Genomic DNA, 22,013 nt, shown 5'->3' on the forward strand with positions numbered 1-22,013 from the left:
CTTGCGAAAGCTGTCATTCGGGCCAATGGCGAGGGCAGGCCCGGCCCCCGAAGCTGTGTGACGTGACCCAGACAACCGAGACCCCCGCACCGCCCGCTTCCGCCCGCACGCCCCGCGTCCACCGCGCCTGGTCCGTCGCGGCCGTCACCTTCGTCACGATCATCGGCGCGGCCGCCTTCGCCTCCCTGCCCGGACTGCTGATCGATCCGCTGCACGAGGAGTTCCGCTGGTCGCGCGGGACGATCGGCTTCGCGGTCTCGGTGAACCTCGCGCTCTACGGCCTGACGGCGCCGTTCGCCGCGGCCCTGATGGACCGGTTCGGGATCCGCCGGATCGTCGCCCTCGCCCTGGGTGTGATCGCCCTCGGCTCCCTGCTGACCGTGTGGATGACGGCGGCCTGGCAGCTCGTCCTCTTCTGGGGGGTCCTCGTCGGGCTGGGCAGCGGCTCGATGGCGCTGGCGTTCGCGGCGACGGTGACGAACCGGTGGTTCGTGGCCCGGCGCGGCCTGGTGACCGGCCTCCTCACGGCCGCCGGCGCCTCGGGGCAGCTCGTCTTCCTGCCCCTGCTCTCCTGGCTGGTCGAGAACCACGGCTGGCGCCCGGCCTCGGTGACCGTCGCCCTGTCCGCCCTGGCCGTCGTCCCCTTCGTCTGGCTGCTGCTGCGCGACCACCCCGCGGACGTGGGCCTCGCGCCGTACGGCGGCGAGTACGCGGAGAAGCCCGCCCCGGCCGTCGGCGCGGCGCGCCGGGCGGTGACCGTCCTCCTCAAGGCGACCCGCACCGGCCCGTTCTGGCTCCTCGCGGGCACCTTCGCGATCTGCGGGGCGACCACGAACGGACTGGTCCGCACGCACTTCGTGCCCGCGGCCCACGACCACGGCATGCCCGTCGTCGCGGCGGCCTCGCTGCTCGCCGTGATCGGGGTCTTCGACGTCGTCGGCACGATCGCGTCGGGCTGGTTCACGGACCGCTTCGAGTCGCGGCGGCTGCTCGCGGTGTACTACGCGCTGCGCGGGGTCTCGCTGCTCTTCCTCCCCGTGCTGCTCGCCCCGGCCGTCGACCCGCCGATCCTCTTCTTCATCGTCTTCTACGGCCTGGACTGGGTCGCCACGGTCCCCCCGACGATCGCCCTGTGCCGCGAGCACTACGGCGAGGACGGCGCGATCGTCTTCGGCTGGGTCCTCGCCTCCCACCAGGTGGGCGCCGCGGTCATCGCCTTCGCCGCGGGCGCGGCCCGCGACCTCTTCGGCTCGTACGACGTCGTCTGGTACACCTCGGGCGCCTTGTGCGCTGCGGCGGCCCTGATGGCCCTGGTGATCCGTCGCAGCGACCCCGGAAAGATCGGCGACGCGCTCTAGGGGGCCGTCCGGTCGCTGAACCCCCCGAACCGCCCTCGGTGGAAGAGCAGCGGTCCGCCCTCGTCATCGGCCGGGGTGCCCAGCGCCTCCACCCGGCCCACCACGATCAGGTGGTCGCCGCCCGTGTGCACGGTGGCGATGGTGCAGTCGATCCAGGCCGGGGCGCCGGTCAGGCGGGGTGAGCCGGTCGCCGGGGCGGCGTCGTACTCCACCCCCGCGAACTTGTCCGCGCCGCTCCTCGCGAACCCCAGGCACAGGTCCCGCTGGTCCGCGCCCAGGACGTTGACGCAGAAGACGCCGGCCCTGGCGAGCCGGGGCCAGGTCGTCGACGTACGGGCCACCATGAAGGCCACCAGGGGCGGGTCCAGGGAGAGCGAGGCGAAGGACTGGCAGGCGAACCCGGCCGGACCGTCGGGATCGAGGGCCGCCACGACGGTGACCCCGCTCGCGAAGTGCCCGAGGACCCGCCGGAACTCGGCCGGGTCCACGGGCGGCCGCTCGTCCTCCCGTACCGCACGCAGCAGCGGCCGTGGATGCGGTTCGACGGCCGTCGGCGATCCGGCCGATCTGAGGTATCGGACGGCGGTGGCCGCCATCCCGGCATGTCCCATCACAGCACCCATTGAAGCTGACGAACCGTCAGATGGGAACCCGTGGGGCCCGGGACTCCCGCCCCGGGCCCCCGGCGTCAGATCAGCGCGTCCTTGTACGCGATGTTCACCCGGCGGTCCCCCGACAGGCCCGAGGCGAAGCCGAAGGTCAGCCGGGGCAGGAACGAACCGGGACGGGCCGGGTCGGGCACCAGCATGATGTTCATGCCCTCCGGCTCACGGAATTCGAGGCTCTTCAGCGCCCGCGTGAGGCCGCGCTCCGAGACGCCCGTGTTCAGGTCGATCTTCGTGATGTGCGTGGTGCCGACGTCCGCCGTGTTCGTCGGGCCGCCGCCGGTGTACGCCTCGCCCTCGTACATGTAGATGTACGAGCCGTAGAGGCAGAACCCCTGCGCGTCGTACACGGGCCGCGGCAGGTCCGCGAAGTGGTGCAGCGGCGCGCCCAGCGGCGCGGCGGACGCGGTGTCCAGGTCCCACACCGCGCACTGCCACTGGCCGTTGCGGTTGAAGCGCACCAGCACACGGCGGTGCTGCATGTCGACGACCGGCCGCGGCGAGGTCAGCGTCGTACCGGCGCCCGGCAGCTTGAGCGGGTCGGGCGTGCGGTCCTTGAAGTTCATGGCCGTACGGTCCGCCGCGTCGTCCCAGTGGAAGCTGCGCGGCGGCTGGTCGGCGGCCGGACCCACGTACTTGATCCGGCAGAGCCTGCTGCCGAAGCCCGTCTTCTCGGAGTTCGGCTTCGAGTCGTACTCGATCCAGATGTACGGCGCCGAGCCCGCCGCCGTCGCCTCGATGCCGATCTGGGCGCCGTGCCCGAACCCGCGCAGGTACATCCGCCCGAGCTTGGTCGAACCGTCCGCGCTCAGCTTGGTGATGGCGATGTCGCCTTCGAGCTTGCGCGTGGCGTAGGAGACGCCGTCGTCCGGGTTGTACATGACCTGGGCGACGTACCAGTGCTTGTTGAGGTGGTCGTAGCCCGCGCACTGCATCACCGTCGGACACCACGCCTGCTTGTGCATGAACAGGGCGGTCGCTCCGTCGCCGAAGTCGAAGGACGGCGACGCGGGCAGCGCCAGGGCCCCCGCCTCCGTCGCCACGGCCCCCGTCGGCGCCCCGGCCCGCGCCGTGGCGCCCGCGCTCCCGGCGGCCGCACCCCCCAGGACCAGACCCGCGGCCGCCCCGCCGCCGAGCCGTATGAGCCCTCGCCGGCTGACCGGCCCCGTTCCGAACGTGCCCATGATGTTCCCCTCGTGAACCCTCGTGAAAAGGATGTTGAGGAGACAACCTAACCGCCGGGATGATCTAGCGGCCCTCGTACCGCGGTGCCCGCCGTTCCCTGAAGCTCGCCACCCCCTCGTTCGCGTCCCGGGTCGTCATGGTGATCTCCGCCGCCGCGGCCTCCGCCGCGAAGGCGCGGGAACGGTCCTCGTCCAGGGAGGCGTTGACGAGCTGCTTGGTCAGCGCGAGCGCCCGCGTCGGGCCCTGGGCCAGCCGCTCGGCCCACTCCCGCGCCGTCTTCTCCAGCTCCTCCGCCGGGACGACCCGGTTCACCAGACCCAGCTCCCGGGCGTCCCGCGCCGGGACCGCGTCGCCGAAGAACATCAGCTCCTTCGCCCGCTGCGGCCCGATCAGCCGGGGCAGCAGATACGCCCCGCCCCCGTCCGGCACGAGACCCCGCCGTACGAACACCTCGATGAAGGACGCCGACTCGGCGGCCAGCACCAGATCGCAGGCGAACGCCAGATGCGCCCCGATGCCCGCCGCCGTCCCGTTCACCGCCGCGATCACCGGCTTCTCGCAGTCCAGTACGGCCCCGATCAGCCGCTGGGCCCCCCGCCGGATCATCCGCGCCACGTCCCCGGCCACCCGCTCGCCCGGCGCCCGTTCCCCGCCGGCCGGGGGCGCCCCGCGCAGGTCCGCGCCCGCGCAGAAGCCCCGACCGGTCGCGGTCAGCACCACCGCCCGTACGTCCGGGTCGGCGGAGGCGTCCCCGAGCAGCGCGATGATCCGCTCCCGCTGGTCCCAGGTGAGGGCGTTCATCGCCTCCGGCCGGTTGAGCGTGATCCACGCGACGCCGTGCTCGACGCGGTGCAGTACCTCTTCCACCAGGGCTCCTTACCGGCACACCGCGAGGGCGTCCAGGGCCACCGCGCCCTGCCCGCGCGGCAGCACCATCAGCGGGTTGATGTCCAGTTCGGCGAGGTCGCCGTCGAGTTCGAGCGCCATCCGCTGCACCCGCAGCACCACCTCCACCAGCGCGTCCACGTCCGCCGGCGGCGCCCCCCGCACCCCGTCGAGCAGGGCCCGCCCGCGCAGCTCGCCCAGCATGTCCCGCGCCTGCTCCTCGCCGAACGGCGGTACGCGCACGGCCGTGTCCCGCAGCACCTCCACCAGGACCCCGCCGAGGCCGACCGTCACGGTCGGCCCGAAGAGCGGGTCCCGGGCCACGCCCACCACCATCTCGATCCCGCGCCCGACCATCTGGCAGACCAGGATCCCGTCGAGGTCGACGCCTTCGTAGCGGGCGATGTCGGTCAGTTCGCGGTACGCGTCCCGGACCTGGCTCGCCGAGGTCAGCCCGACCTTCACCAGTCCCAGCTCCGTCTTGTGGGCGATCTGGGCGCCGGACGCCTTCATCACCACTGGGTAGCCGACCTGCCCGGCCGCCCGCACCGCCGCCGCCGCGCTCGTCACCAACTGCTCGCGCGGCACCCGGATCCCGTACGCCCGCAGCAGCTGCTTCGCCGCGTGCTCGCTCAGCCGGTGACCCGGCCGCATCAGGGCCTGCGCCTTGCGGAAGGAGGGGGAGGGGGTGCGGGGGGCCTCGTCGAAGGGGGAGCGGTACGCGGTGGTGAAGCGGTGGTGGTCGAGATGCGCCTTGACGGCCCCGATGCAGTTGGCGAACGTACGGAAGGTCGCGACGCGCGAGGAGCCGAGCAGGGTCTCGCGGTAGGCCGGCTCGGTCCCCACCGGCGAACCCCACACCACGCACACCAGCTTGTCCGTGGCCTCGGCCGCGTCGACCAGGTCCTGGGCCAGCCGGTCGCTCATCGGCGGGAAGGGCCCGGTGATGGGACAGATGAGGACCCCTACGGACGGGTCGGCGAGGATCGCGTCGATGATCTTCCGGCCGCGCCAGTCGCCCACCGGATGGCCGCCGTTGTCGACCGGGTTCGCCACGTTCAGATACTCCGGGATCCACTGGTGCAGCTCGTCCTGCCTGGCCTCCGACAGGGTCGGCAGCCGCAGTCCGGCGGCGGTGGCCAGGTCGGAGAAGTGCGCGCCGGTGCCGCCGGAGATGGAGTAGACGACGACCCCGTCGGCGACGGGCCTGCGGGCTCGGGCGAGGAGGGCGGCGGTGTCCTGGAGCTGGTCGAGCCCGTCGACCCGGATCACCCCGAACTGCCGCATGGCGGCGTCCACGACCCGGTCCGCGCCGGTCAGCTTGCCGGTGTGCGAGGCGGCCGTCCGCGCCCCGGTCTCGGTGCGCCCGACCTTGACCGCGACGACCGGCACGCCCTCGCGCGCGGCCCGGTCGGCGGCGAGCAGGAAGGAGCGCCCGTCCTTGAGTCCTTCGACGTAGCAGGCGATGGCCCCCACCTCGGGCCGGGTCGCGAAGTACGAGATGAAGTCGGCGGTCTCCAGGTCGGCCTCGTTGCCGGTGGGCGCCCAGTGGGAGAGCCGTATCCCCAGCTCCTGGAGGGTGTGGACCGGCCGGCCCTGGTGTCCGGACTGGGTGATCAGGGCGATCGCCGGGCCGTCGAGGTCGTCGCGGAAGCGCTCGAAGGCGTTGAGGTTGGTGTTGGGCCCGAGCAGCCGGACCCCGGAGCGCCGCACGGCCTCGGCGAGCCGCTCCTGGGCGTCGGCGCCCGCCTGCCCGGTCTCGGCGAACCCGGACGCGAACGCCACCGCGAACCGCACCTTCGCCTCGGCCAGCTCCTCGATCACGGGCAGCGGGTCGGCGACCAGGAGCACGGCGAGGTCGACGGGCTCCGCGAGCGTGGCGGCGAGCGCCCCGACCGACGGCACGCAGGGGATCCCGAAGACGGAGGCGCGGGTGGGATGCACGGGCACCAGCTCGGCGCCGACCCGCTCGGCCCAGGTGACGAGCTGCCGGGTGATCCCGGTGTTGGGCCGCCCCTCGGCGTCGGACGCCCCGACGACGGCGACGGACCGCGGCCGGAAGAACCGGTCGAGGTCCGGCACGGGCGCGTGCAACGGCCGGCCGCTGACGTCCCGGTCCCCGTCCACGGCGGTGACCCCGTGGACGGCGCTGCCGGGCGTCCCGGCATGTTCTCCGCAGGCGACCACGCGGGCGCGGAGATCGGTGGTGAAGGTGCCGTGAGTCGATCCAAGCATCGTTCCGCCCGTCCCTCGTCGTGACCTGACGCACAGTCAGATTACAAGTCTGACGCCGCGTCAGGAACACTCTTGCACCGACGAGCACGACGGGTGCTTCCGAAGGCCGTCCGGGAGGCGGGCGGGAGGCCGTCCGGGGGCTATCGGACGGACGCCTTCCGGCCCTCCTGGCCCTTCCACCCCTCCTGGCCCTTCCGTCCCTCGCGACCCTTCCGGCCCTGCGACCTGGCGATCGCCCGCGCGATCTTCCCGGCATCGCGCGCCATCTCCCGGAGCATCCCGCTGATCGGGTTGGTGAACCCCGTGAAGTACAGGCCCGGCGCCTCGCCCGGTGTCCGCCTCCCGTGGGTCAGCGGGCCGCCCCGCTCGTCGAGCACGCCCAGGTGGCCGACCAGGGGTTCCAGGCCCCGGCGGTAGCCGGTCGCGGCGATGACGGCGTCCGGGGCGAGGCGGGAGCCGTCCGCGAGGACCACCTTGTCGGTGTCGAAGGACTCGACCGCGCCGACGATCTCGACCTTCCCGGTCCGTACCGCGTCGACGAGGCCCACGTCCTGCACCGGCACCGCCCCCTCGCGCACCCGCGAGTACAGGCCCGTGTCCGGGCGCGGAAGGCCGCGGTCCGTCAGGTCCGGCAGCAGGATCCGGCACATCAGCGCACCCATCCGGTCCACCAGCCGCACCGGCAGCCGCCGCACCAGGATGCCCATCCGCTGCGCGGGCCAGCCGGCCGTCGAGCGGCGGACGATGTGCGGCACCGTGCGCACCGCGAGCCGTACCCGCGCCGCCCCGCCCTCCGCGAGGTCGGCCGCGATCTCCGCGCCCGTATTCCCCGCCCCGACGACCAGCACGTCCCGCCCGGCGTACGGGGCGGGGTTCCGGTACGCGCTCGCGTGCGCGAAGTCGCCCGTGTACCCGTCGAGCCCGGGCCAGTCGGGCAGCCGCGGTGTGTGGTTGTAGCCGGTGGCCACGACGACCGCGCTGCCCGTCAGCCGGCGCCCGCCCGTCGCGTGCAGCAGCCAGCTCACGCCGTCCTCGGCCCGCTCCACCCGCGAGACCTCCACCCCCGTCACGATCTCCAGCTCGTGGACGTCGGCGTACTCCTCCAGGTAGCGCACCATGTCCGCGCGGGCGACCCACCGACCGAAGGAGCGGGGTATGGGGAGCCCCGGCAGAGCCGAGAGCCGCCGGGTGGTGTGCAGCCGCAGCCGGTCGTAGTGGGAGCGCCACGAGGCGCCCACGGCATCCGACCTCTCCAGGACGACGGCCCGTACGCCCCGCTCGCGCAGGGTGGCGGCGACGGCGAGTCCGCCGGGGCCGCCACCGATGACGTAGACGGGGTGGCCGGGGTGCTCGTGGGGGGTGTGGTCCATGAACGCCGAGCGTAACGACATGCTCACTTGTTGGGTCTCGGTCAAGAGGGGGTTCGGTTGCGAATCGGTCACGCCTGCAAGGGGCTTGCGCGGACGGTGTGAAGTCCGCTGAACTGACGTACCGTCAGATTTTTCGTTCGGGAGGGGTCCGGAAGCGATGCAGACCATCTGGCTCACCGGCGCGGAATGGCTCGCCGTCCTCCGGATCGGCCTCGGCCTGTGGTGGCTGGAGAGCTGGCGCCACAAGGACCGGAAGGGCTGGTTCGAGCGCGGCACCGGCATCGCGTGGGCGGCCGACGTCGCCGCCGAGCACCGCTGGCGCGCGGTACGGACCGGCTTCGCCCGGGTCGTCGCCCCCCGCCCCAAGCTCATGGCGTACGTCGTCGTCTACGCCGAACTCGCCCTCGGCCTCGGCCTGGTCCTCGGTTTCCTCACGCCGATCGCCCTGGTCGGCGGCCTGCTCCTGAACCTGCTCTACCTCGTCCTGATGATCCACGACTGGGCCGAGCAGGGGCAGAACGCGATGATGGCCCTGATTTCCGTCGTCGCCCTCTTCGCCATGTCCTGGCAGACCCTCTCCCTCGACCACGCGATCGGACTCTTCGGATGACCGCCGCCACCCCGGACGTCGACGCCTTCACCCGCCCCTACTGGGACGCGGCCGCCGCCGGCCGCCTCCTCCTGCGGCGCTGCGGCGCCTGCGGCCGGGCGCACCACTACCCGCGCGAGTTCTGCCCGCACTGCTGGAGCGAGGACGGCGGCTGGGAGACCGCGAGCGGCCGCGCCACCCTCTACACCTGGTCCGTCGTCCACCGGAACGACCTCCCGCCGTTCGGCGCGCGCGTGCCGTACGTCGCCGCGGTGGTCGACCTCGCCGAGGGACCCCGCATGATGACCGAGGTCGTGGACGTCCCCGAGACCGACCTCCGCGTCGGCATGGAGCTGGAGGTCGGCTTCCGGGCGGAGGGGGACGTCACCGTCCCGGTGTTCCGGCCTCGCCCCGCAGCACGAGCGTGAGCGTCAGCTCAGGTCGCGCGCGACGGCCTGCGCAAGGAACGAGGTCCAGGCGGAGGGGGTGAGGGCGAGCTGGGGGCCGTCGGGGTCCTTGGAGTCGCGGACGTGGACGGTGGTGGGGTGGGCGGCGACCTCGACGCACTCGCCGCCTTCGCCGCTGCTGTAGCTGGACTTGCGCCAGTCGTACGCGACTTCGATGCAGTTGCCGCCCTCACCGCTGCTGTAGCTGCTCTTGAACCAGGCCAGTTCCGTGCTGTTCATAGCTCTCCCAGCATTTTCTCGATGACCGCCAGGGACTCATGGGGCGTGAGCGCCTGTGCTCGGATGATCCCATAGCGCTCCGCGTACTGGCGGACCTCCTCGGGGTCGGTGATCAACCGCGCGTGCCCGTAGATCTCGGTGTACGCGACCTCGCGCCGCCCCCGGGGCGTCAGCAGGGTGAACGAGCCGTCCAGCGAGGGATGTTCCTCCCTCTCGACGGGCATCACCTGGAGGTGCACCGTCCGGAGCCTGGCGATCTCCAGGATGCGGAGCAGTTGCTCCCGGTGCACCGCCCGGCCGCCGGTGGGGCGGTTCAGTACAGCCATCTCAAGGACGAAGCTGATGGTGGTCGCCGGCCACTTGTCGAAGATCGCCTGACGGGCGAGGCGGTCCGCGACCCACTTCTCGATCGCCTCCTCGTCCCACATGGGGCGACGATGACTGAAGACCGCGCGCGCATACGCCTCGGTCTGGAGTAGCCCCGGTACTGCCTGCGTGGCGTAATAGTGCAGGGCCACCGCCTGCGCCTCCGCGTCCGCGAAGCGCCGGAACCAGTCCGGGTGCCGCGTCCGTGCCCGCGCCAGCGCCTCCCGTACGTCGTCCACCGCCACCGCCAGGACACCCCGCGCCCCCAGCGCCTGGTCCGCCCGCAGCAGGAAGTCCGGCTGGGGCGTCCGAACTCCCCGCTCCACCGAGGAGATCAGGTCCTCGCTGCAGTGCGTGGCCTCGGCCAGTTCCGCCTGGCTCAGGCCCGCGTTCTTGCGCAGGGCCTTGGTGATCTTTCCGAGCGCACTGAACAAGTGCGCCGTACCGTCGATTTCGGACGGCCGTTCCGGCCGCTCCTCGTGGTTCCCCGACATGCGTACCGCCTTCTTGGCGTACTCGTACCGTTACTCAGCGTCGTGGCGTCGCTGCTGGTCAGGGTAGGGCGGCGCGGCCAGGCTCGGGGGCATGAAGTCCGAAATCGCCACTCCAACCGGTGAGCCCCCCGCCGCGTTCGCGCAGCGCCTGTCGGCCACCCGCCGCGGCGCCCGTCTCGCTCGTCTGCTCGCCGTGCAGCAGCTCCGCGACTGGGGCGTGACCGCCACCGATGCCGTGGAACTCGTCGTCGCCGAGCTGGCCGCCAACGCCGTCACGCACGGCCGGGTGCCCGGCCGCGACTTCGAGGTGCGGCTCGCCCTCGCCGAGGACCACGTCCGGGTCGAGGTGTCCGACGCCCGTGGCGAGCGGGAGCCCGAGCCCGTCGCCGTACCGGACGAAGGGGGGTACGGGCTGCTGCTGGTCGCGGCCCTCGCCACCGCGTGGGGCGTCGAGAGCCGCTGCGTCGGCAAGACGGTGTGGGCCACCTTCGCCCTCGCCGGCCGCGGCGACCGCTCGTGAGCCCCCGGCCGCCCCGGTCGTCCCGTCAGGCGGTCGCCCGGCGCTCCACCACGCCCCGGACGTACGCCGCCTGGCCCACGTGCTGGTTGTCCTCCGCGACCACGCTGACCAGGCGTACGCCCAGGGTGACCGGCGGGTCCCAGGAGTCGTCCACGATCCGGTCGAGGTCCTTGTCGGACAGCGAGCGGACGTGTTCGAGGGTCCGCTCGTGCACGGCGTCGTAGTAGCCGAGCAGCAGCTCGGCCGGGGCGCGGACCTGGCCGACCTGCTTGCTGGAGTGGCCGAAGCCGATCGTGTCCTTCGGGAACGGGAGGCCGAAGCGGGACGCCCAGTCGCTCTCCGTCCACACCTGCTCGGTGTCGAAGGCGCCCGCGATGTGGTCGTCCTGGACGCGGGCCAGGTGCCAGGCCAGCCAGGCGATCGAGTTCGCGTCCTCGTCGACGCGGAACGCCAGCTCCTCCTCCGACAGTCCTTCGACGGCCCCGTGCACGGCTTCCCGTACGCGGTCGAACAGGTCAAGCAGCAGCTCGGCGCTCTTCATCCGGTCACTCCTCCACGGTGGGCGCGCGCGGTCCGGCCGGATCGCGCGGTGCTCTCCTCCCAGTGGGCCACCGAAGGCGGACCGGGCCGGGGCCGCGCGGCCGGGGCGGGGCCGGGAGCCGGGCGAGGTTCACCTGGCCGGGGGAGGCGCCCGGGGGCGGGGCTCAGCCGTCCCGCCGCGTCCGTTCCTCCCGGCCCTTCCGCCACTCCTCGACCATCGCGTCGACGTCGAACGGCTTCAGATTCAGCGGCGGACCGGACGGCGGCCGCTTCAGGGCCTCGGCGATCTTCTTGTTGATCTCGTCGAGGATCCGGCGGACCTGGGACTCGGAGACGGCCCGGCCGGCCGCCTCGACGGCGTCCTCGGCCTCCTTGCGGAGGGTGAGCGACGGGGGCAGGACGGAGCCGCCCTCGCTGTGGATCTTTCCCTTGATCCACCACAGCTCGTCGTAGGGCGCGCGGTCGTCGTCGAGAGGCCGTCCGAAGCCGGCCAGCCGCTTGAATTCGCCCCGCTCCGCCGCCTCGCGGATCTGCTTGTCCACGAATGACTCGAAGCTGACGCCGGGGGGTTTGCGTTCGGTCATGCGTCCAGCGTACGAAGCCGGGCGGGCGAGGGGGAGGGGCAGGAGGGCGGAAGCGGGTGCGCGGGGGCCGGGAAAGGCAGGAGCCCCGCTTCGCGCCCGAAGGCACGGAGCAGGGCTCCTTGGGTACTTCTCTAGCCGTGCGCGACCGCCGACCCGGGCAACTTAGGCCGGGGTGACGTTCTCCGCCTGCGGGCCCTTCGGACCCTGCGTGACGTCGAAGTTCACGAGCTGGTTCTCCTCAAGCGAGCGGAAACCAGACGCGTTGATCGCGCTGTAGTGGACGAAGACATCCGGGCCGCCGCCGTCCTGGGCGATGAAGCCGAAGCCCTTTTCAGCGTTGAACCACTTGACGGTTCCGGTAGCCATAAGCCCTCCTTGGGCCAAAGGGTTGCCCTGCTCCAGAACCTGCAAAGAAGTCTGAAAACTACAAAAGCCTGCGGGTCACATGCTCCGCAGGCTCTGTACTGCAAGGGAAACCAAACTGCAACTTGCGACGAGCGTAGCACGCAGGGTGCGGTGCGCACTAGAGGGAAAGATCACGTCACTCGCGCGTTTGCATCACGCGTCGGAGGGGCCGACGTGCCGACGCGCCGCCCCCGGCGATGTCCACCGTACGAGACGGGTCTAGCCTCGCGCTGTGGACAATGCAACCGATGACCACCAGCGCAGCCGGCCCCGCGTCGGGCACATCCAGTTCCTGAACTGTCTGCCCCTCTACTGGGGCCTGGCCCGCACGGGAACGCTCCTCGATCTGGAGCTCACGAAGGACACTCCGGAGAAGCTCAGCGAGCGGCTGGTGCGCGGCGATCTCGACATCGGCCCGATCACCCTCGTCGAGTACCTCCGCAACGCCGACGACCTCGTCGCCCTGCCGGACATCGCCGTGGGGTGCGACGGCCCCGTCATGTCCTGCGTGATCGTCTCCCAGCGTCCGCTGGAGCGGCTGGACGGTGCGCGGGTCGCGCTCGGTTCCACCTCCCGCACCTCCGTGCGCCTGGCGCAGCTGCTGCTCGCCGAGCGGTACGGCGTCGAGCCCGAGTACTACACCTGCCCGCCCGACCTGGGGCTGATGATGCAGGAGGCGGACGCCGCCGTCCTGATCGGCGACGCCGCCCTGCGGGCCTCGCTGCACGACGCCCCGCGCCTGGGGCTCCAGGTCCACGACCTGGGGCTGATGTGGAAGGAGTGGACGGAGCTGCCGTTCGTCTTCGCGGTGTGGGCGGCGCGCAAGGACTTCCTGGCCCGGGAGCCGGAGACGGTCCGCGAGGTGCACGAGGCGTTCCTGGCCTCGCGCGACCTGTCGCTGGTGGAGGTCGCCAAGGTCGCCGAGCAGGCCGCCCGCTGGGAGTCCTTCGACGAGGCGCTGCTGGAACGGTACTTCCGGACGCTGGACTTCCGCTTCGGGCCCGAGCAGTTGGCGGGCGTCCGCGAGTTCGCCCGCAGGACCGGCCCGACGACCGGCTTCCCCGCCGACGTACGGGTGCAGCTGCTCGGCGCCCGGTAGGACGCACCGGCCTACGGCGCGGGGACCGGGCCCTGCATGTGGCCGCTGATCCAGGCGATCGAGCCCTCGCCCATGCCCCGCACATAGCTCTTGGCGTTGTGCCCGCCTCCCTGGATGACCTGGAGGCGGGTCTTCACCGGGCCCTTGGTGTAGCTCTTCATGAACGCCTTGATCCGGGCCGCCCCCGACTCCTGGGTGCCGATCTGGAACGCCAGGTACACGTCGTTCGCCCGGGTGTCCGGCTTCGCGCCGAGCGCCTGGGCGAGCCGCTCCGGATTGTTCGCCTGCCGCTCGGCCTCGTGCCCGGCCCACAGCGGCGAGTCCGGGACGATGTCGGGTCCGGAGGCGATCACGGCCTTGAACCGGTCCGGCCGCTGGAGAACGGATTTCAGCCCGACGAAGCCGCCCGAGGACGAACCCATGAACGCCCAGCCGTCCCGGGACGCGAACGTACGGAAATTGGCGCGGACGAAATCCGGCACGTCCTCGGTCAGCCAGGTCCCCATGCGCGGTTGGCCCGGAATGTCGCTGCCGTCGTAGTAGAAGTCGTCGTCCGGATTGAGGACGGGCATCACGACGATGAACGGAAGGCTCTTGCCGGCCTTCGACCACGCGCTGATGCTCGACTGGAGTTTGAGGTCCGTCCCCATCCAGTAATTCGTCGGATAACCGTTTCCGCCGGGCAGGGCCACCAGGACCGGAAAGCCGCTGTCCGCGTACGCCGGGTCGAAATACCGCTCCGGCGCCCACACCCACACCTTGCCCGTGAACCCGGACTTCTCGCCCCGCAGGGTGGTGACCCCGATCTTGGTGCCGTCCTCCAGGGTGTTGGCCGTGGTGAAACTCGCCTTGGGGCCGGTGGGGAGAACCGTCTCCGGGACCTTCGTCGCCGGCTTCGCCCGGACGTTCGCGGGGTGGTCCGGGGCCGGCGTACGGGGCTGCGCCGTCGACCTCGGGGTGTCGAACGTGACCGGCGCGCCTTCGTCGGAACAACCGGTGACCAGGACGGCCGCCGCGCCGAGGGCGAGGGCGGCGGCAACGATCCGGGACGGGTGCTGGCGATTCATGGTGCGGCTCCGGGTGCTTTCGGACACGACGGGGGATGACGGAAGGGAGGAGGGGCGGGAGCGGCGTTCGGTTGGCTCGATACCGTCTCGAATCACCGTGACACGGGCCACGAGGGCCGTCGCGCGCCCTGGAGGGGAAGACATGCAGCCGCTCGAAGCAGAGGAACCGAGGACCATCGGCGGCTACCGCATCCTCGGAAGGCTCGGTTCCGGCGGCATGGGGCGCGTCTACCTCGCCCGCAACGAAGGCGGCAGGACCGTCGCCGTGAAGATCGTGCACCCGCACTTCGCGCTCGACGAGCAGTTCAGGGCGCGGTTCCGGCGGGAGGTGGAGGCGGCCCGTCTGGTCGGCGGGCGGTGGACCGCTCCGGTCCTCGACGCCGACCCGGAGGCCGCGGTGCCCTGGGTGGCGACCGGCTACGTCGCCGGGCCGACGCTCGCCCGGGCCGTCGAGAGCGTCGGCCCGCTGCCGGAGCACACCGTACGGACCCTGGGCGCCGGCCTCGCCGAGGCGCTGGCGGGCGTCCACGCGCTGCGGCTCGTCCACCGCGACGTGAAGCCGTCCAACGTCCTCCTGACCCTCGACGGCCCCCGGCTCATCGACTTCGGCATCGCCCGGGCCTCGGACGGCACGGCCTCGCTCACGGCGACGGGCGTCTCCATCGGCTCGCCCGGCTACATGGCGCCCGAGCAGATCCTCGGCCGGGGAGCGAGCGGCGCCTCCGACGTCTTCTCCCTCGGCGCGGTCCTCGCCTTCGCGGCGACCGGCGCCCCGCCCTTCCCCGGCGACTCCTCCGCCACGCTGCTGTACAAGGTCGTCCACGAGGAGCCCGAACTGGGCGCGCTCGCCGGGGAGCTGCGGGAGCTGGTGGCGGGCTGCCTCGCCAAGGACCCGGCCTCCCGCCCGACCCCGGCCGCCGTCGCGGCCCGCCTCGCCCCGGCGGGCCCGGCGGCCCTGGTCTCGACCGGATGGCTCCCGGCGCCCCTGGTCGAGGAGGTGAGCCGTACGGCGGTCCGCCTCCTGGAACTCGACGCGCGCGGCCCGGGGGAGTCCCCGGGCACGGAGCCGGGCGCGGGCGTGGCGGCGGGGGACCCGCACGTCTCGGGGCCCGTCCCCTTCACGGCGCCCTCGGTGGCCCCTCCCGGCGCCTTCGGCCCGCCGGTGGAACCGCCGCCCGGTCTCTGGCCGAGCCCCGGGCCCGCCCCCCTGGGCGGCGGGCCCGTCCCCCGCCCCCGTGCGGCCGACCGGTCCGAGGCGGAGACGGGACACGGCGGCACGGGAGGCGGCGGGACGGGCGGCACGCGGAGGCTGTCGTTCTCCCTCGCCGGCCGCCGGGCCGGCTGCACCGTCGCGCTCACCGTCACCGCCGCCCTCGCCGCCGTCACCCTCGGGGCGGGCCACCTCCTCGACCTGATGCCGGGCGGCGACCGCGACGCCTCCGCCGACCGGACCGGGGCGAGCCCGTCCCGTCCGCCGGCCGCCACCTCCGCCCCCGACGGCGCCGTGCCCACCGCCTTCCTCGGCACCTGGACCGGCCCCACCACCGAGCGCAACGGCTCCCCGCACGGCGACGTCACCGCCGTCGTCACCCGGGGCCGCACCGGCGAGGACGTCGTCCGCACCAGCCACGTCATCAGCGTCCTGGGAACCACGGTCCGGTGCCACGGCATCGGCCGGCTCACCTCCGCCTCCGCCACCCAGCTGCGCATCGCCGACCGCACCGACCCCGACCGCCCCGGCACCGAGGGCCTGTGCACCGGCGGCACCTCGTCGTTCACCCTCACCCTCGGCAAGGACGGCACCCTCGCCTACCGCTCCGACGAGGAGGCCGCGGGCCGCCCGACCGGCACCCTGCGGAAACGGTGAGAGACGCTGGCGTAGGCTGGCTCGGTCAGTCCAGCACCCCTCCGAAAGGGACCACCCGGTGACCGAGAAGGCCGACCTTCAGTCCGTCCTCGACCGCGCCGCAGAGGGTGGCCGGATCACCCCCGAGGAGGCGCTCGACCTGTACCGCTCGGCGCCGCTGCACGCGCTCGGCTCGGCCGCCGACGCGGTGCGCCGCCGCCGGTACGCGGGTACGGAGCACATCGCGACGTACATCATCGAGCGGAACATCAACTACACGAACGTGTGCGTCACGGCGTGCAAGTTCTGCGCCTTCTACGCCCCGCCGACGGCGAAGACCAAGGGCTGGACGCGCGACCTCGACGACATCCTGCGCCGCTGCGCGGAGACGGTCGAACTCGGCGGGACGCAGATCATGTTCCAGGGCGGGCACCACCCGGACTACGGCGTCGAGTACTACGAGGAGCACTTCGCCGCCATCAAGAAGGAGTTCCCGCAGCTGGTCATCCACTCCCTCGGCGCGTCGGAGGTCGAGCACATGGCCCGGATCTCCAAGGTGTCCGTGGAGGAGGCGATCCAGCGCATCCACGCGGCCGGCCTCGACTCCTTCGCCGGCGCCGGCGCCGAACTGCTGCCGGCGCGGCCGCGCACGGCGATCGCCCCGCTCAAGGAGAGCGGCGAGCGGTGGCTGGAGATCATGGAGATCGCCCACGGGATGGGCGTGGAGTCCACCTCCACGATGCTCATGGGCACCGGCGAGACCAACGCCGAGCGGATCGAGCACCTGCGGATGATCCGTGACGTGCAGGACCGGACGGGCGGCTTCCGGGCCTTCATCCCGTACACGTACCAGCCGGAGAACAACCGCCTCAAGGGCCGTACGCAGGCGACGATCTTCGAGTACCTGCGGATGATCGCGGTGGCGCGGCTCTTCATGGACAACGTCGCGCACATCCAGGGGTCCTGGCTGACCGTCGGCAAGGAGGCCGGCCAGCTGTCGCTGCACTACGGCGCCGACGACCTGGGCTCGATCATGCTGGAGGAGAACGTCGTCTCCTCGGCCGGTGCCAAGCACCGCTCCAACCGCATGGAGATCATCGACCTGATCCGCAAGGCGGGCCGGGTCCCGGCGCAGCGCGCGACGACGTACGAACACCTCCTCGTCCACGACGACCCGGCGAACGACCCGGTGGACGAGCGGGTCGTCTCGCACATCTCGTCGATCGCGATCGAGGGCGGCACGGCGCACCCGGAGCTGAAGCTCCTCGACGCCAACTGACGCGTGTGCTGACGATCCACGCGGCGGACCTCCTGCTGCCCGGCGGCGGCCGCGCGCCGGTGCCGGGCGGGGCGGTCGCGGTACGGGGCGCGGAGATCGCCGCCGTCGGCCTGTACGAGGAGCTGGCCGCCGCCCACCCGACCGCGCGGGTCCGCCGCTGGCCGGGCGTCCTCACCCCGCCGCTGCTCAACCCGTACGGCCCCGAACTGCTGGAGCGGGCGTACCACCCGGATCCGCGGGAGGCCGACGCGCTCGGCACCGAGCCGATCACCGGCGAGGCCCTCGCCGCGCTCGCCCCGGACGAGACCCGCTGGGGCGCGAGCGCCCGGCGCGGCCTCCAGCGGATGCTGGCGCACGGCACGGTGGCGGTCGCCGGCGAGCTGCGGCGGGGAGCGGTCGTCGACGCCGTCCGCCGGGCCGGGCTGAGCGTCGTGGAGCGCTCCGGGGCACCGGCGGGCCCGCCGTCGCTGGACCCGTTCGCGGGGCGGGCGGTCCAGGAGGCCTTCCTGACGCAGCTCGGCGCGACGAGCGCGGCCGCCGCGTTCGCCGTCTTCGACGTACCGAGCGGCCCCGACCCGTACCGCGCCCTCGCCGAGGCGGGCGCGCGCACCTGCGTCGCCACGGTCCTCGCCGGCCGCCTGGTCTTCCGCCGCCGCTGACACCGCCCGCCCGCCCGGCACCCCCGGGACGGGGGCGGAGGCGCACCGGCATGCCCCCCGCCGGTGGCGGGAGGCGTCCTGAGACAATGGGGCCGTTACCTCCGTACCGCCCGTACCGATCCTGCGAGGCCGAACGCCAGTGACCCGCGCATCCTTGGACAAGCAGCCGCACGAAGTCGCCTCGATGTTCGACGACGTGGCGGCGAACTACGACCTCACCAACGACGTGCTCTCGCTCGGGCAGGACCGGCGCTGGCGCAAGGAGGTCGCCAAGGCCGTCGACGCGCGGCCCGCGCAGAAGGTCCTGGACCTGGCCGCCGGGACCGGGACCTCGTCGCTGCCGTTCGCGGCGACCGGGGCGTTCGTCGTGCCCTGCGACTTCTCGCTCGGCATGCTCCGCGAGGGCAAGAAGCGGCACGGCTGGCTCCCGCTGACCGCCGGTGACGGGACGCGGCTGCCGTTCCGCGACGACGTCTTCGACGCGGTGACGATCTCCTTCGGCCTGCGCAACATCCAGGACACGGAGGCCGCGCTCCGCGAGCTGTACCGGGTGACGAAGCCCGGCGGCCGCGTCGTGATCTGCGAGTTCTCGCACCCCACCTGGGCGCCGTTCCGCACCGTGTACGAGGAGTACCTCATGCGCGCCCTGCCCCCGGTGGCCCGCGCGGTGTCCTCCAACCCCGACGCGTACGTCTACCTCGCCGAGTCCATCCGGTCCTGGCCGGACCAGCCGGCCCTCGCCGGGCTCCTGCAGAAGTCCGGCTGGTCGAAGGTCGCCTGGCGCGACCTCTCGGGCGGCATCGTCGCCCTGCACCGGGGCTTCAAGCCGTAACACCCCGCGATACCCCCGCCCTACACTGCAACCGACCTTCCCTCGACCCTCCGGGAGACCCCGCCGTGACCGAGCCCCTCTCCGAGCACAGCGCAGATGTGATCGTCGTCGGGGCAGGCCCGGCCGGTTCCACGACCGCGTACTACCTGGCCAAGGCCGGCCTCGACGTCCTGCTCCTGGAGAAGACCGCCTTCCCCCGCGAGAAGGTGTGCGGCGACGGCCTCACCCCCCGCGCCACGAAGCAGCTCGTCTCCATGGGCATCGACATCTCCGAAGAGGCCGGCTGGCTGCGCAACAAGGGGCTGCGGATCATCGGCGGCGGCTCCCGGCTCCAGCTCGACTGGCCGGACCTCGCCTCCTACCCGGACTACGGACTCGTCCGCAAGCGCGACGACTTCGACGAGCAGCTCGCCCGGCAGGCCCAGAAGGCCGGTGCGCGGCTGTACGAGCGGTGCAACGTCGGCGCCCCGATCGTCGACGACCGCACCGGCCGGATCACCGGCGTGCACGCCAAGCTCGGCGAGGAGAAGCGCGAGGTCACGTTCCACGCGCCGCTCGTCGTCGCCGCCGACGGCAACTCCACCCGGCTCTCCCTCGCCATGGGCCTGCACCGGCGCGAGGACCGGCCGATGGGCGTGGCCGTGCGGACGTACTTCACCAGCCCCCGGCACGACGATGACTACCTCGAGTCCTGGCTGGAGCTGTGGGACCGCCGTGGCCCGCAGGACCGTCTCCTGCCCGGCTACGGCTGGATCTTCGGCATGGGCGACGGCACGTCCAACGTCGGCCTCGGCATCCTCAACTCCTCCTCCGCCTTCAAGGAGCTGGACTGGCGCGAGGTCCTCAAGGCCTGGTGCGCCTCCATGCCGGAGGACTGGGGCTTCACCCCGGACAACATGACGACGCCGATCCGCGGCGCCGCCCTGCCGATGGCCTTCAACCGCCAGCCGCACTACACCAAGGGCCTGCTGCTCGTCGGTGACGCGGGCGGCCTGGTCAACCCGTTCAACGGCGAGGGCATCGCGTACGCCATGGAGTCCGGCCAGATCGCCGCGGACGTCATCGTCCAGGCCCACGCCCGGGCGACCCCGGCCCAGCGGGAGCTGGCGCTGCACAACTACCCGAAGATCCTCAAGGACACCTACGGCGGGTACTACACCCTCGGCCGCGCCTTCGTGAAGGTCATCGGCAACCCGAAGATCATGAAGATCGCGACGCAGCGGGGCCTGACCCACCCGGTCCTGATGAAGTTCACCCTGAAGATGCTGGCGAACCTCACCGACCCGACGGGCGGCGACGCGATGGACCGCATCATCAACGGCCTCTCGAAGGTGGCCCCGAAGGCGTGAACGCCCGGCGGTAGTCGCTCGGCGAGACCCCGACGGTCCGCAGGAAGTGACGGCGCAGGTTCGCGGCCGTGCCCAGACCGCTGCGGGCGCCGATCTGCTCCACGGGCAGGTCGGTCGACTCCAGGAGCGTCTGGGCGCGGGCCACGCGCTGCTGCAGCAGCCACTGCAAGGGCGTGGTCCCGCAGGCCTGCTGGAGCCTGCGGTGGAAGGTGCGCGGGCTCATCCGGGCCCGCCGCGCGAGGTCCTCGACGGTCAGCGGCTCGGCGAGCCGCTCGGCCGCCCACTGGAGCACGCCCCCGAGGCCGTCGTCGTCGCGGGGCGGCACCGGCGCCTCGATGAACTGTGCCTGGCCGCCGGCGCGGTGCGCCGGCACGACCAGACGGCGGGCGAGCTGCCCGGCGACCGCGGCCCCGAGGTCCCTGCGTACGAGGTGCAGACAGAGGTCCAGCGCGGCGGTGGCCCCCGCGCTGGTGAGAACGGACCCCTCGTCGGTGTAGAGCACCGAGTCGTCGACCACGACCTCCGGGTGGCGGGCCGCGAGCTGCGCGGTGTGCTGCCAGTGGGCGGTGGCCCGGCGGCCGTCGAGCAGCCCGGCGGCGGCGAGGGCGAAGGCGCCGGTGCACAGAGAGACCATCCGGGCGCCGGAGTCGGCGGCCGCCCGCAGCGCCTCCACCAGCTCGGCGGGGACCTCCGCGCCCTCCTCCACGACCGCGTCGGGGACGGACGGCACGATGACCGTGTCCGCGCCGGCGAGCCCGTCGAGGCCATGGGTCGTCCGGAGCGCCAGGACGCCCCCCGGATCGCCCTCCCCGCACAGCCGCAGCTCGTACCAGGGGTCGGCGAGGCCCGGGTGCGGGATGCCGAAGACCGTGGCCGCGATGGCAAGTTCGTACATCTCCCACAGGGTCGTCCCGACCCGGGGGTCGGGGACGACGGCGAGGGCGACGGTTCCGGGGTTCATGACCCCGAGCCTATGGCGGGAACGGTGCGGATGTCGTCAGTCCTGCCACTGTCGGCCGGTTCCGGCCGCTGGAACGGTGAGGGCATGACCGCGAACACGCACACGCACACCCCCACCGCCGTCTCCGTCCTCGGCCTCGGGCAGATGGGCGCCGCCCTCGCCGCCGCCTTTCTGGCGGCGGGCCACCCGACCACCGTCTGGAACCGCACCCCGGCCAAGGCCGAGCCGCTCGTCGACCGGGGCGCCGCCCACGCGGCCACGGTCGCCGAGGCGGTCGCGGCGAGCGACCTGATCGTCGTCTGCGTCCTCGACTACCCCGCCGTGCGCGCCCTCCTGGGCCCCGAGGCACCGGCGCTGCGCGGCAGGACCGTCGTGAACCTGACGACCGGCTCACCGGAGCAGGCCCGCGCGGAGGCCGAGTGGGCGGCGGGCCACGGCATCGGCTATCTGGACGGCGGCATCATGACGACGCCGCCCGGGATCGGCGACAGCGCCCACATGATCCTGTACGCGGGGGACGCCGAGCCGCTGGCCCGGTACCGCCCGGTCCTCGCGGTGCTCGGCGACCCGGTCGACCTCGGCCGGGACGCCGGACTCGCCTCGCTCTACGACGCCGGACTGCTGGGGCTCATGTGGTCGGTCTTCGGCGGCTGGCTGCACGCCACCGCCCTCACCGGGGCCGACGGAGTCACGGCCCGGGACTTCACCAGGGTCGCCGACCGCTGGCTGCGGACGGTCGCCTGGTTCATGAGCGGGTATGCGGAGCAGATCGACCAGGGCGAGTACCCGGGTGCGGACGCCACCATCGACGTCCAGGTGGCGGCGATCGGACACCTGCTGCACGCGGGGGACGCCCGGGGCGTCGACGGCCGGCTGCCCCGGCTGCACCTGGAACTGATGCGGAGCGCGGTCGACGCGGGCCACGGCGGCGACAGCTACGCCCGGCTCATCGAGGCGTTCAGGAAATAAGCCGCATACGGGGCCTGTCGCCGGCGGGCGGCATACGGAAGGGCCGTCGCTCCCCCGAGGAGTGACGGCC

At 72.8% G+C, this 22,013-nt stretch carries 23 protein-coding genes; 11 read left to right on the plus strand and 12 right to left on the minus strand.

The genetic code is table 11. The annotated features are described in order from the left end of the window. Positions 1–53 precede the first annotated feature (53 nt). Positions 54–1,358, plus strand: a complete 1,305-nt coding sequence (locus tag ACZ6RC_RS06635) for an MFS transporter (protein WP_469580759.1) — start codon at positions 54–56, stop codon at positions 1,356–1,358. On the opposite strand, the gene ACZ6RC_RS06640 is transcribed toward ACZ6RC_RS06635, so the two are convergent. The 5 genes from ACZ6RC_RS06640 to ACZ6RC_RS06660 form a co-directional block, all read right to left on the minus strand. Then, entirely contained in the window at positions 1,355–1,981 is a 627-nt protein-coding gene (locus tag ACZ6RC_RS06640) for a flavin reductase family protein (RefSeq protein WP_391143939.1), read from the minus strand. The two genes, ACZ6RC_RS06635 and ACZ6RC_RS06640, sit on opposite strands and share 4 nt — an antisense overlap. Before the next feature lie 65 nt (positions 1,982–2,046). Next, positions 2,047–3,207, minus strand: a complete 1,161-nt coding sequence (locus ACZ6RC_RS06645) for a phage baseplate protein (protein ID WP_469579734.1) — start codon at positions 3,205–3,207, stop codon at positions 2,047–2,049. 64 nt (positions 3,208–3,271) lie between these two features. After that, complete coding sequence (locus tag ACZ6RC_RS06650; protein WP_469580762.1) at positions 3,272–4,009, minus strand: enoyl-CoA hydratase/isomerase family protein; 738 nt, start codon at positions 4,007–4,009, stop codon at positions 3,272–3,274. Between the two features lie 75 nt (positions 4,010–4,084). Then, entirely contained in the window at positions 4,085–6,328 is a 2,244-nt protein-coding gene (locus ACZ6RC_RS06655) for an acetate--CoA ligase family protein (protein ID WP_469579736.1), read from the minus strand. Between the two features lie 140 nt (positions 6,329–6,468). Next, on the minus strand, positions 6,469–7,698 hold the full coding sequence (locus ACZ6RC_RS06660) for a flavin-containing monooxygenase (protein WP_469579738.1): 1,230 nt from the start codon (positions 7,696–7,698) through the stop codon (positions 6,469–6,471). A gap of 157 nt (positions 7,699–7,855) precedes the next feature. On the opposite strand from ACZ6RC_RS06660, the gene ACZ6RC_RS06665 reads away from it, so the two are divergent. Continuing rightward, positions 7,856–8,308 (plus strand): DoxX family membrane protein, encoded by a 453-nt coding sequence (locus ACZ6RC_RS06665; protein ID WP_469579740.1) that lies wholly within the window; start codon positions 7,856–7,858, stop codon positions 8,306–8,308. Further along, complete coding sequence (locus ACZ6RC_RS06670) at positions 8,305–8,715, plus strand: Zn-ribbon domain-containing OB-fold protein (RefSeq protein ID WP_469579742.1); 411 nt, start codon at positions 8,305–8,307, stop codon at positions 8,713–8,715. Before ACZ6RC_RS06665 ends, ACZ6RC_RS06670 begins: the two co-directional genes overlap by 4 nt. Positions 8,716–8,718: 3 nt before the next feature. Here ACZ6RC_RS06670 and ACZ6RC_RS06675 read toward each other — a convergent pair whose 3' ends face one another. Then, positions 8,719–8,973: a DUF397 domain-containing protein gene (locus tag ACZ6RC_RS06675; RefSeq protein ID WP_469579744.1), complete on the minus strand. Its 255-nt coding sequence runs from the start codon at positions 8,971–8,973 to the stop codon at positions 8,719–8,721. Next, on the minus strand, positions 8,970–9,833 hold the full coding sequence (locus ACZ6RC_RS06680) for a helix-turn-helix domain-containing protein (protein WP_469579746.1): 864 nt from the start codon (positions 9,831–9,833) through the stop codon (positions 8,970–8,972). The genes ACZ6RC_RS06675 and ACZ6RC_RS06680 overlap by 4 nt, the downstream gene beginning before the upstream one ends. 91 nt (positions 9,834–9,924) lie before the next feature. Between ACZ6RC_RS06680 and ACZ6RC_RS06685 the strand changes: the two genes are divergently transcribed. Continuing rightward, the gene (locus ACZ6RC_RS06685) at positions 9,925–10,353 is read left to right on the plus strand and encodes an ATP-binding protein (RefSeq protein WP_391143962.1); all 429 of its coding nucleotides are present in this window, start codon (positions 9,925–9,927) and stop codon (positions 10,351–10,353) included. Positions 10,354–10,378: 25 nt separating this feature from the next. On the opposite strand, the gene ACZ6RC_RS06690 is transcribed toward ACZ6RC_RS06685, so the two are convergent. From ACZ6RC_RS06690 to ACZ6RC_RS06700, 3 genes are all read right to left on the minus strand, one after another. Beyond that, positions 10,379–10,894, minus strand: a complete 516-nt coding sequence (locus tag ACZ6RC_RS06690; RefSeq protein WP_391143965.1) for a mycothiol transferase — start codon at positions 10,892–10,894, stop codon at positions 10,379–10,381. A 163-nt stretch (positions 10,895–11,057) separates the two neighbouring features. Then, entirely contained in the window at positions 11,058–11,477 is a 420-nt protein-coding gene (locus tag ACZ6RC_RS06695) for a DnaJ family domain-containing protein (RefSeq protein WP_469579749.1), read from the minus strand. A gap of 162 nt (positions 11,478–11,639) precedes the next feature. Further along, positions 11,640–11,843 carry a cold-shock protein gene (locus ACZ6RC_RS06700; RefSeq protein WP_008738468.1) on the minus strand — a complete coding sequence of 68 codons (204 nt, stop codon included), beginning with the start codon at positions 11,841–11,843 and terminating at the stop codon, positions 11,640–11,642. Between the two features lie 271 nt (positions 11,844–12,114). Here ACZ6RC_RS06700 and ACZ6RC_RS06705 point away from each other — a divergent pair, with 271 nt between their 5' ends. After that, the gene (locus ACZ6RC_RS06705; protein WP_469579751.1) at positions 12,115–12,981 is read left to right on the plus strand and encodes a menaquinone biosynthetic enzyme MqnA/MqnD family protein; all 867 of its coding nucleotides are present in this window, start codon (positions 12,115–12,117) and stop codon (positions 12,979–12,981) included. An 11-nt stretch (positions 12,982–12,992) separates the two neighbouring features. On the opposite strand, the gene ACZ6RC_RS06710 is transcribed toward ACZ6RC_RS06705, so the two are convergent. Next, positions 12,993–14,048, minus strand: a complete 1,056-nt coding sequence (locus ACZ6RC_RS06710) for an alpha/beta hydrolase (protein ID WP_469579753.1) — start codon at positions 14,046–14,048, stop codon at positions 12,993–12,995. A gap of 142 nt (positions 14,049–14,190) precedes the next feature. Between ACZ6RC_RS06710 and ACZ6RC_RS06715 the strand changes: the two genes are divergently transcribed. From ACZ6RC_RS06715 to ACZ6RC_RS06735, 5 genes are all read left to right on the plus strand, one after another. Further along, complete coding sequence (locus tag ACZ6RC_RS06715) at positions 14,191–15,915, plus strand: serine/threonine-protein kinase (RefSeq protein ID WP_469579756.1); 1,725 nt, start codon at positions 14,191–14,193, stop codon at positions 15,913–15,915. A gap of 58 nt (positions 15,916–15,973) precedes the next feature. After that, on the plus strand, positions 15,974–17,173 hold the full coding sequence (gene mqnC, locus ACZ6RC_RS06720; protein ID WP_391143979.1) for a cyclic dehypoxanthinyl futalosine synthase: 1,200 nt from the start codon (positions 15,974–15,976) through the stop codon (positions 17,171–17,173). 5 nt (positions 17,174–17,178) lie between these two features. After that, a complete protein-coding gene (locus tag ACZ6RC_RS06725) occupies positions 17,179–17,832 on the plus strand; it encodes an imidazolonepropionase-like domain-containing protein (RefSeq protein ID WP_469579758.1) in 654 nt (217 codons plus the stop codon). 139 nt (positions 17,833–17,971) lie between these two features. Then, positions 17,972–18,664, plus strand: a complete 693-nt coding sequence (locus ACZ6RC_RS06730; RefSeq protein ID WP_453612808.1) for a demethylmenaquinone methyltransferase — start codon at positions 17,972–17,974, stop codon at positions 18,662–18,664. Positions 18,665–18,729: 65 nt separating this feature from the next. Further along, positions 18,730–20,013 carry a geranylgeranyl reductase family protein gene (locus ACZ6RC_RS06735; protein ID WP_391143986.1) on the plus strand — a complete coding sequence of 428 codons (1,284 nt, stop codon included), beginning with the start codon at positions 18,730–18,732 and terminating at the stop codon, positions 20,011–20,013. Here ACZ6RC_RS06735 and ACZ6RC_RS06740 read toward each other — a convergent pair. After that, a complete protein-coding gene (locus ACZ6RC_RS06740) occupies positions 19,979–20,974 on the minus strand; it encodes a helix-turn-helix domain-containing protein (RefSeq protein WP_391143989.1) in 996 nt (331 codons plus the stop codon). The genes ACZ6RC_RS06735 and ACZ6RC_RS06740 overlap by 35 nt on opposite strands. Before the next feature lie 30 nt (positions 20,975–21,004). Between ACZ6RC_RS06740 and ACZ6RC_RS06745 the strand changes: the two genes are divergently transcribed. Then, positions 21,005–21,943: an NAD(P)-dependent oxidoreductase gene (locus ACZ6RC_RS06745; protein ID WP_469579761.1), complete on the plus strand. Its 939-nt coding sequence runs from the start codon at positions 21,005–21,007 to the stop codon at positions 21,941–21,943. Positions 21,944–22,013: the final 70 nt, after the last annotated feature.

The organism is Streptomyces sp. NPDC048353 (assembly GCF_055587165.1).

Excerpts from the sequence above, each read along its gene's own strand:
- ACZ6RC_RS06640 (WP_391143939.1), bottom strand. The coding sequence starts at position 1,981 with ATGGGTGCTGTGATGGGACATGCCGGGATGGCGGCCACCGCCGTCCGA.
- ACZ6RC_RS06645 (WP_469579734.1), bottom strand. The coding sequence starts at position 3,207 with ATGGGCACGTTCGGAACGGGGCCGGTCAGCCGGCGAGGGCTCATACGG.
- ACZ6RC_RS06715 (WP_469579756.1), top strand. The coding sequence starts at position 14,191 with ATGCAGCCGCTCGAAGCAGAGGAACCGAGGACCATCGGCGGCTACCGC.
- ACZ6RC_RS06710 (WP_469579753.1), bottom strand. The coding sequence starts at position 14,048 with ATGAATCGCCAGCACCCGTCCCGGATCGTTGCCGCCGCCCTCGCCCTC.
- ACZ6RC_RS06745 (WP_469579761.1), top strand. The coding sequence starts at position 21,005 with ATGTCGTCAGTCCTGCCACTGTCGGCCGGTTCCGGCCGCTGGAACGGT.
- ACZ6RC_RS06695 (WP_469579749.1), bottom strand. The coding sequence starts at position 11,477 with ATGACCGAACGCAAACCCCCCGGCGTCAGCTTCGAGTCATTCGTGGAC.
- ACZ6RC_RS06675 (WP_469579744.1), bottom strand. The coding sequence starts at position 8,973 with ATGAACAGCACGGAACTGGCCTGGTTCAAGAGCAGCTACAGCAGCGGT.
- ACZ6RC_RS06660 (WP_469579738.1), bottom strand. The coding sequence starts at position 7,698 with ATGGACCACACCCCCCACGAGCACCCCGGCCACCCCGTCTACGTCATC.
- ACZ6RC_RS06700 (WP_008738468.1), bottom strand. The coding sequence starts at position 11,843 with ATGGCTACCGGAACCGTCAAGTGGTTCAACGCTGAAAAGGGCTTCGGC.
- ACZ6RC_RS06740 (WP_391143989.1), bottom strand. The coding sequence starts at position 20,974 with ATGAACCCCGGAACCGTCGCCCTCGCCGTCGTCCCCGACCCCCGGGTC.
- ACZ6RC_RS06680 (WP_469579746.1), bottom strand. The coding sequence starts at position 9,833 with ATGTCGGGGAACCACGAGGAGCGGCCGGAACGGCCGTCCGAAATCGAC.
- ACZ6RC_RS06670 (WP_469579742.1), top strand. The coding sequence starts at position 8,305 with ATGACCGCCGCCACCCCGGACGTCGACGCCTTCACCCGCCCCTACTGG.
- ACZ6RC_RS06685 (WP_391143962.1), top strand. The coding sequence starts at position 9,925 with ATGAAGTCCGAAATCGCCACTCCAACCGGTGAGCCCCCCGCCGCGTTC.
- ACZ6RC_RS06690 (WP_391143965.1), bottom strand. The coding sequence starts at position 10,894 with ATGAAGAGCGCCGAGCTGCTGCTTGACCTGTTCGACCGCGTACGGGAA.
- ACZ6RC_RS06665 (WP_469579740.1), top strand. The coding sequence starts at position 7,856 with ATGCAGACCATCTGGCTCACCGGCGCGGAATGGCTCGCCGTCCTCCGG.
- ACZ6RC_RS06650 (WP_469580762.1), bottom strand. The coding sequence starts at position 4,009 with ATGAACGCCCTCACCTGGGACCAGCGGGAGCGGATCATCGCGCTGCTC.
- ACZ6RC_RS06655 (WP_469579736.1), bottom strand. The coding sequence starts at position 6,328 with ATGCTTGGATCGACTCACGGCACCTTCACCACCGATCTCCGCGCCCGC.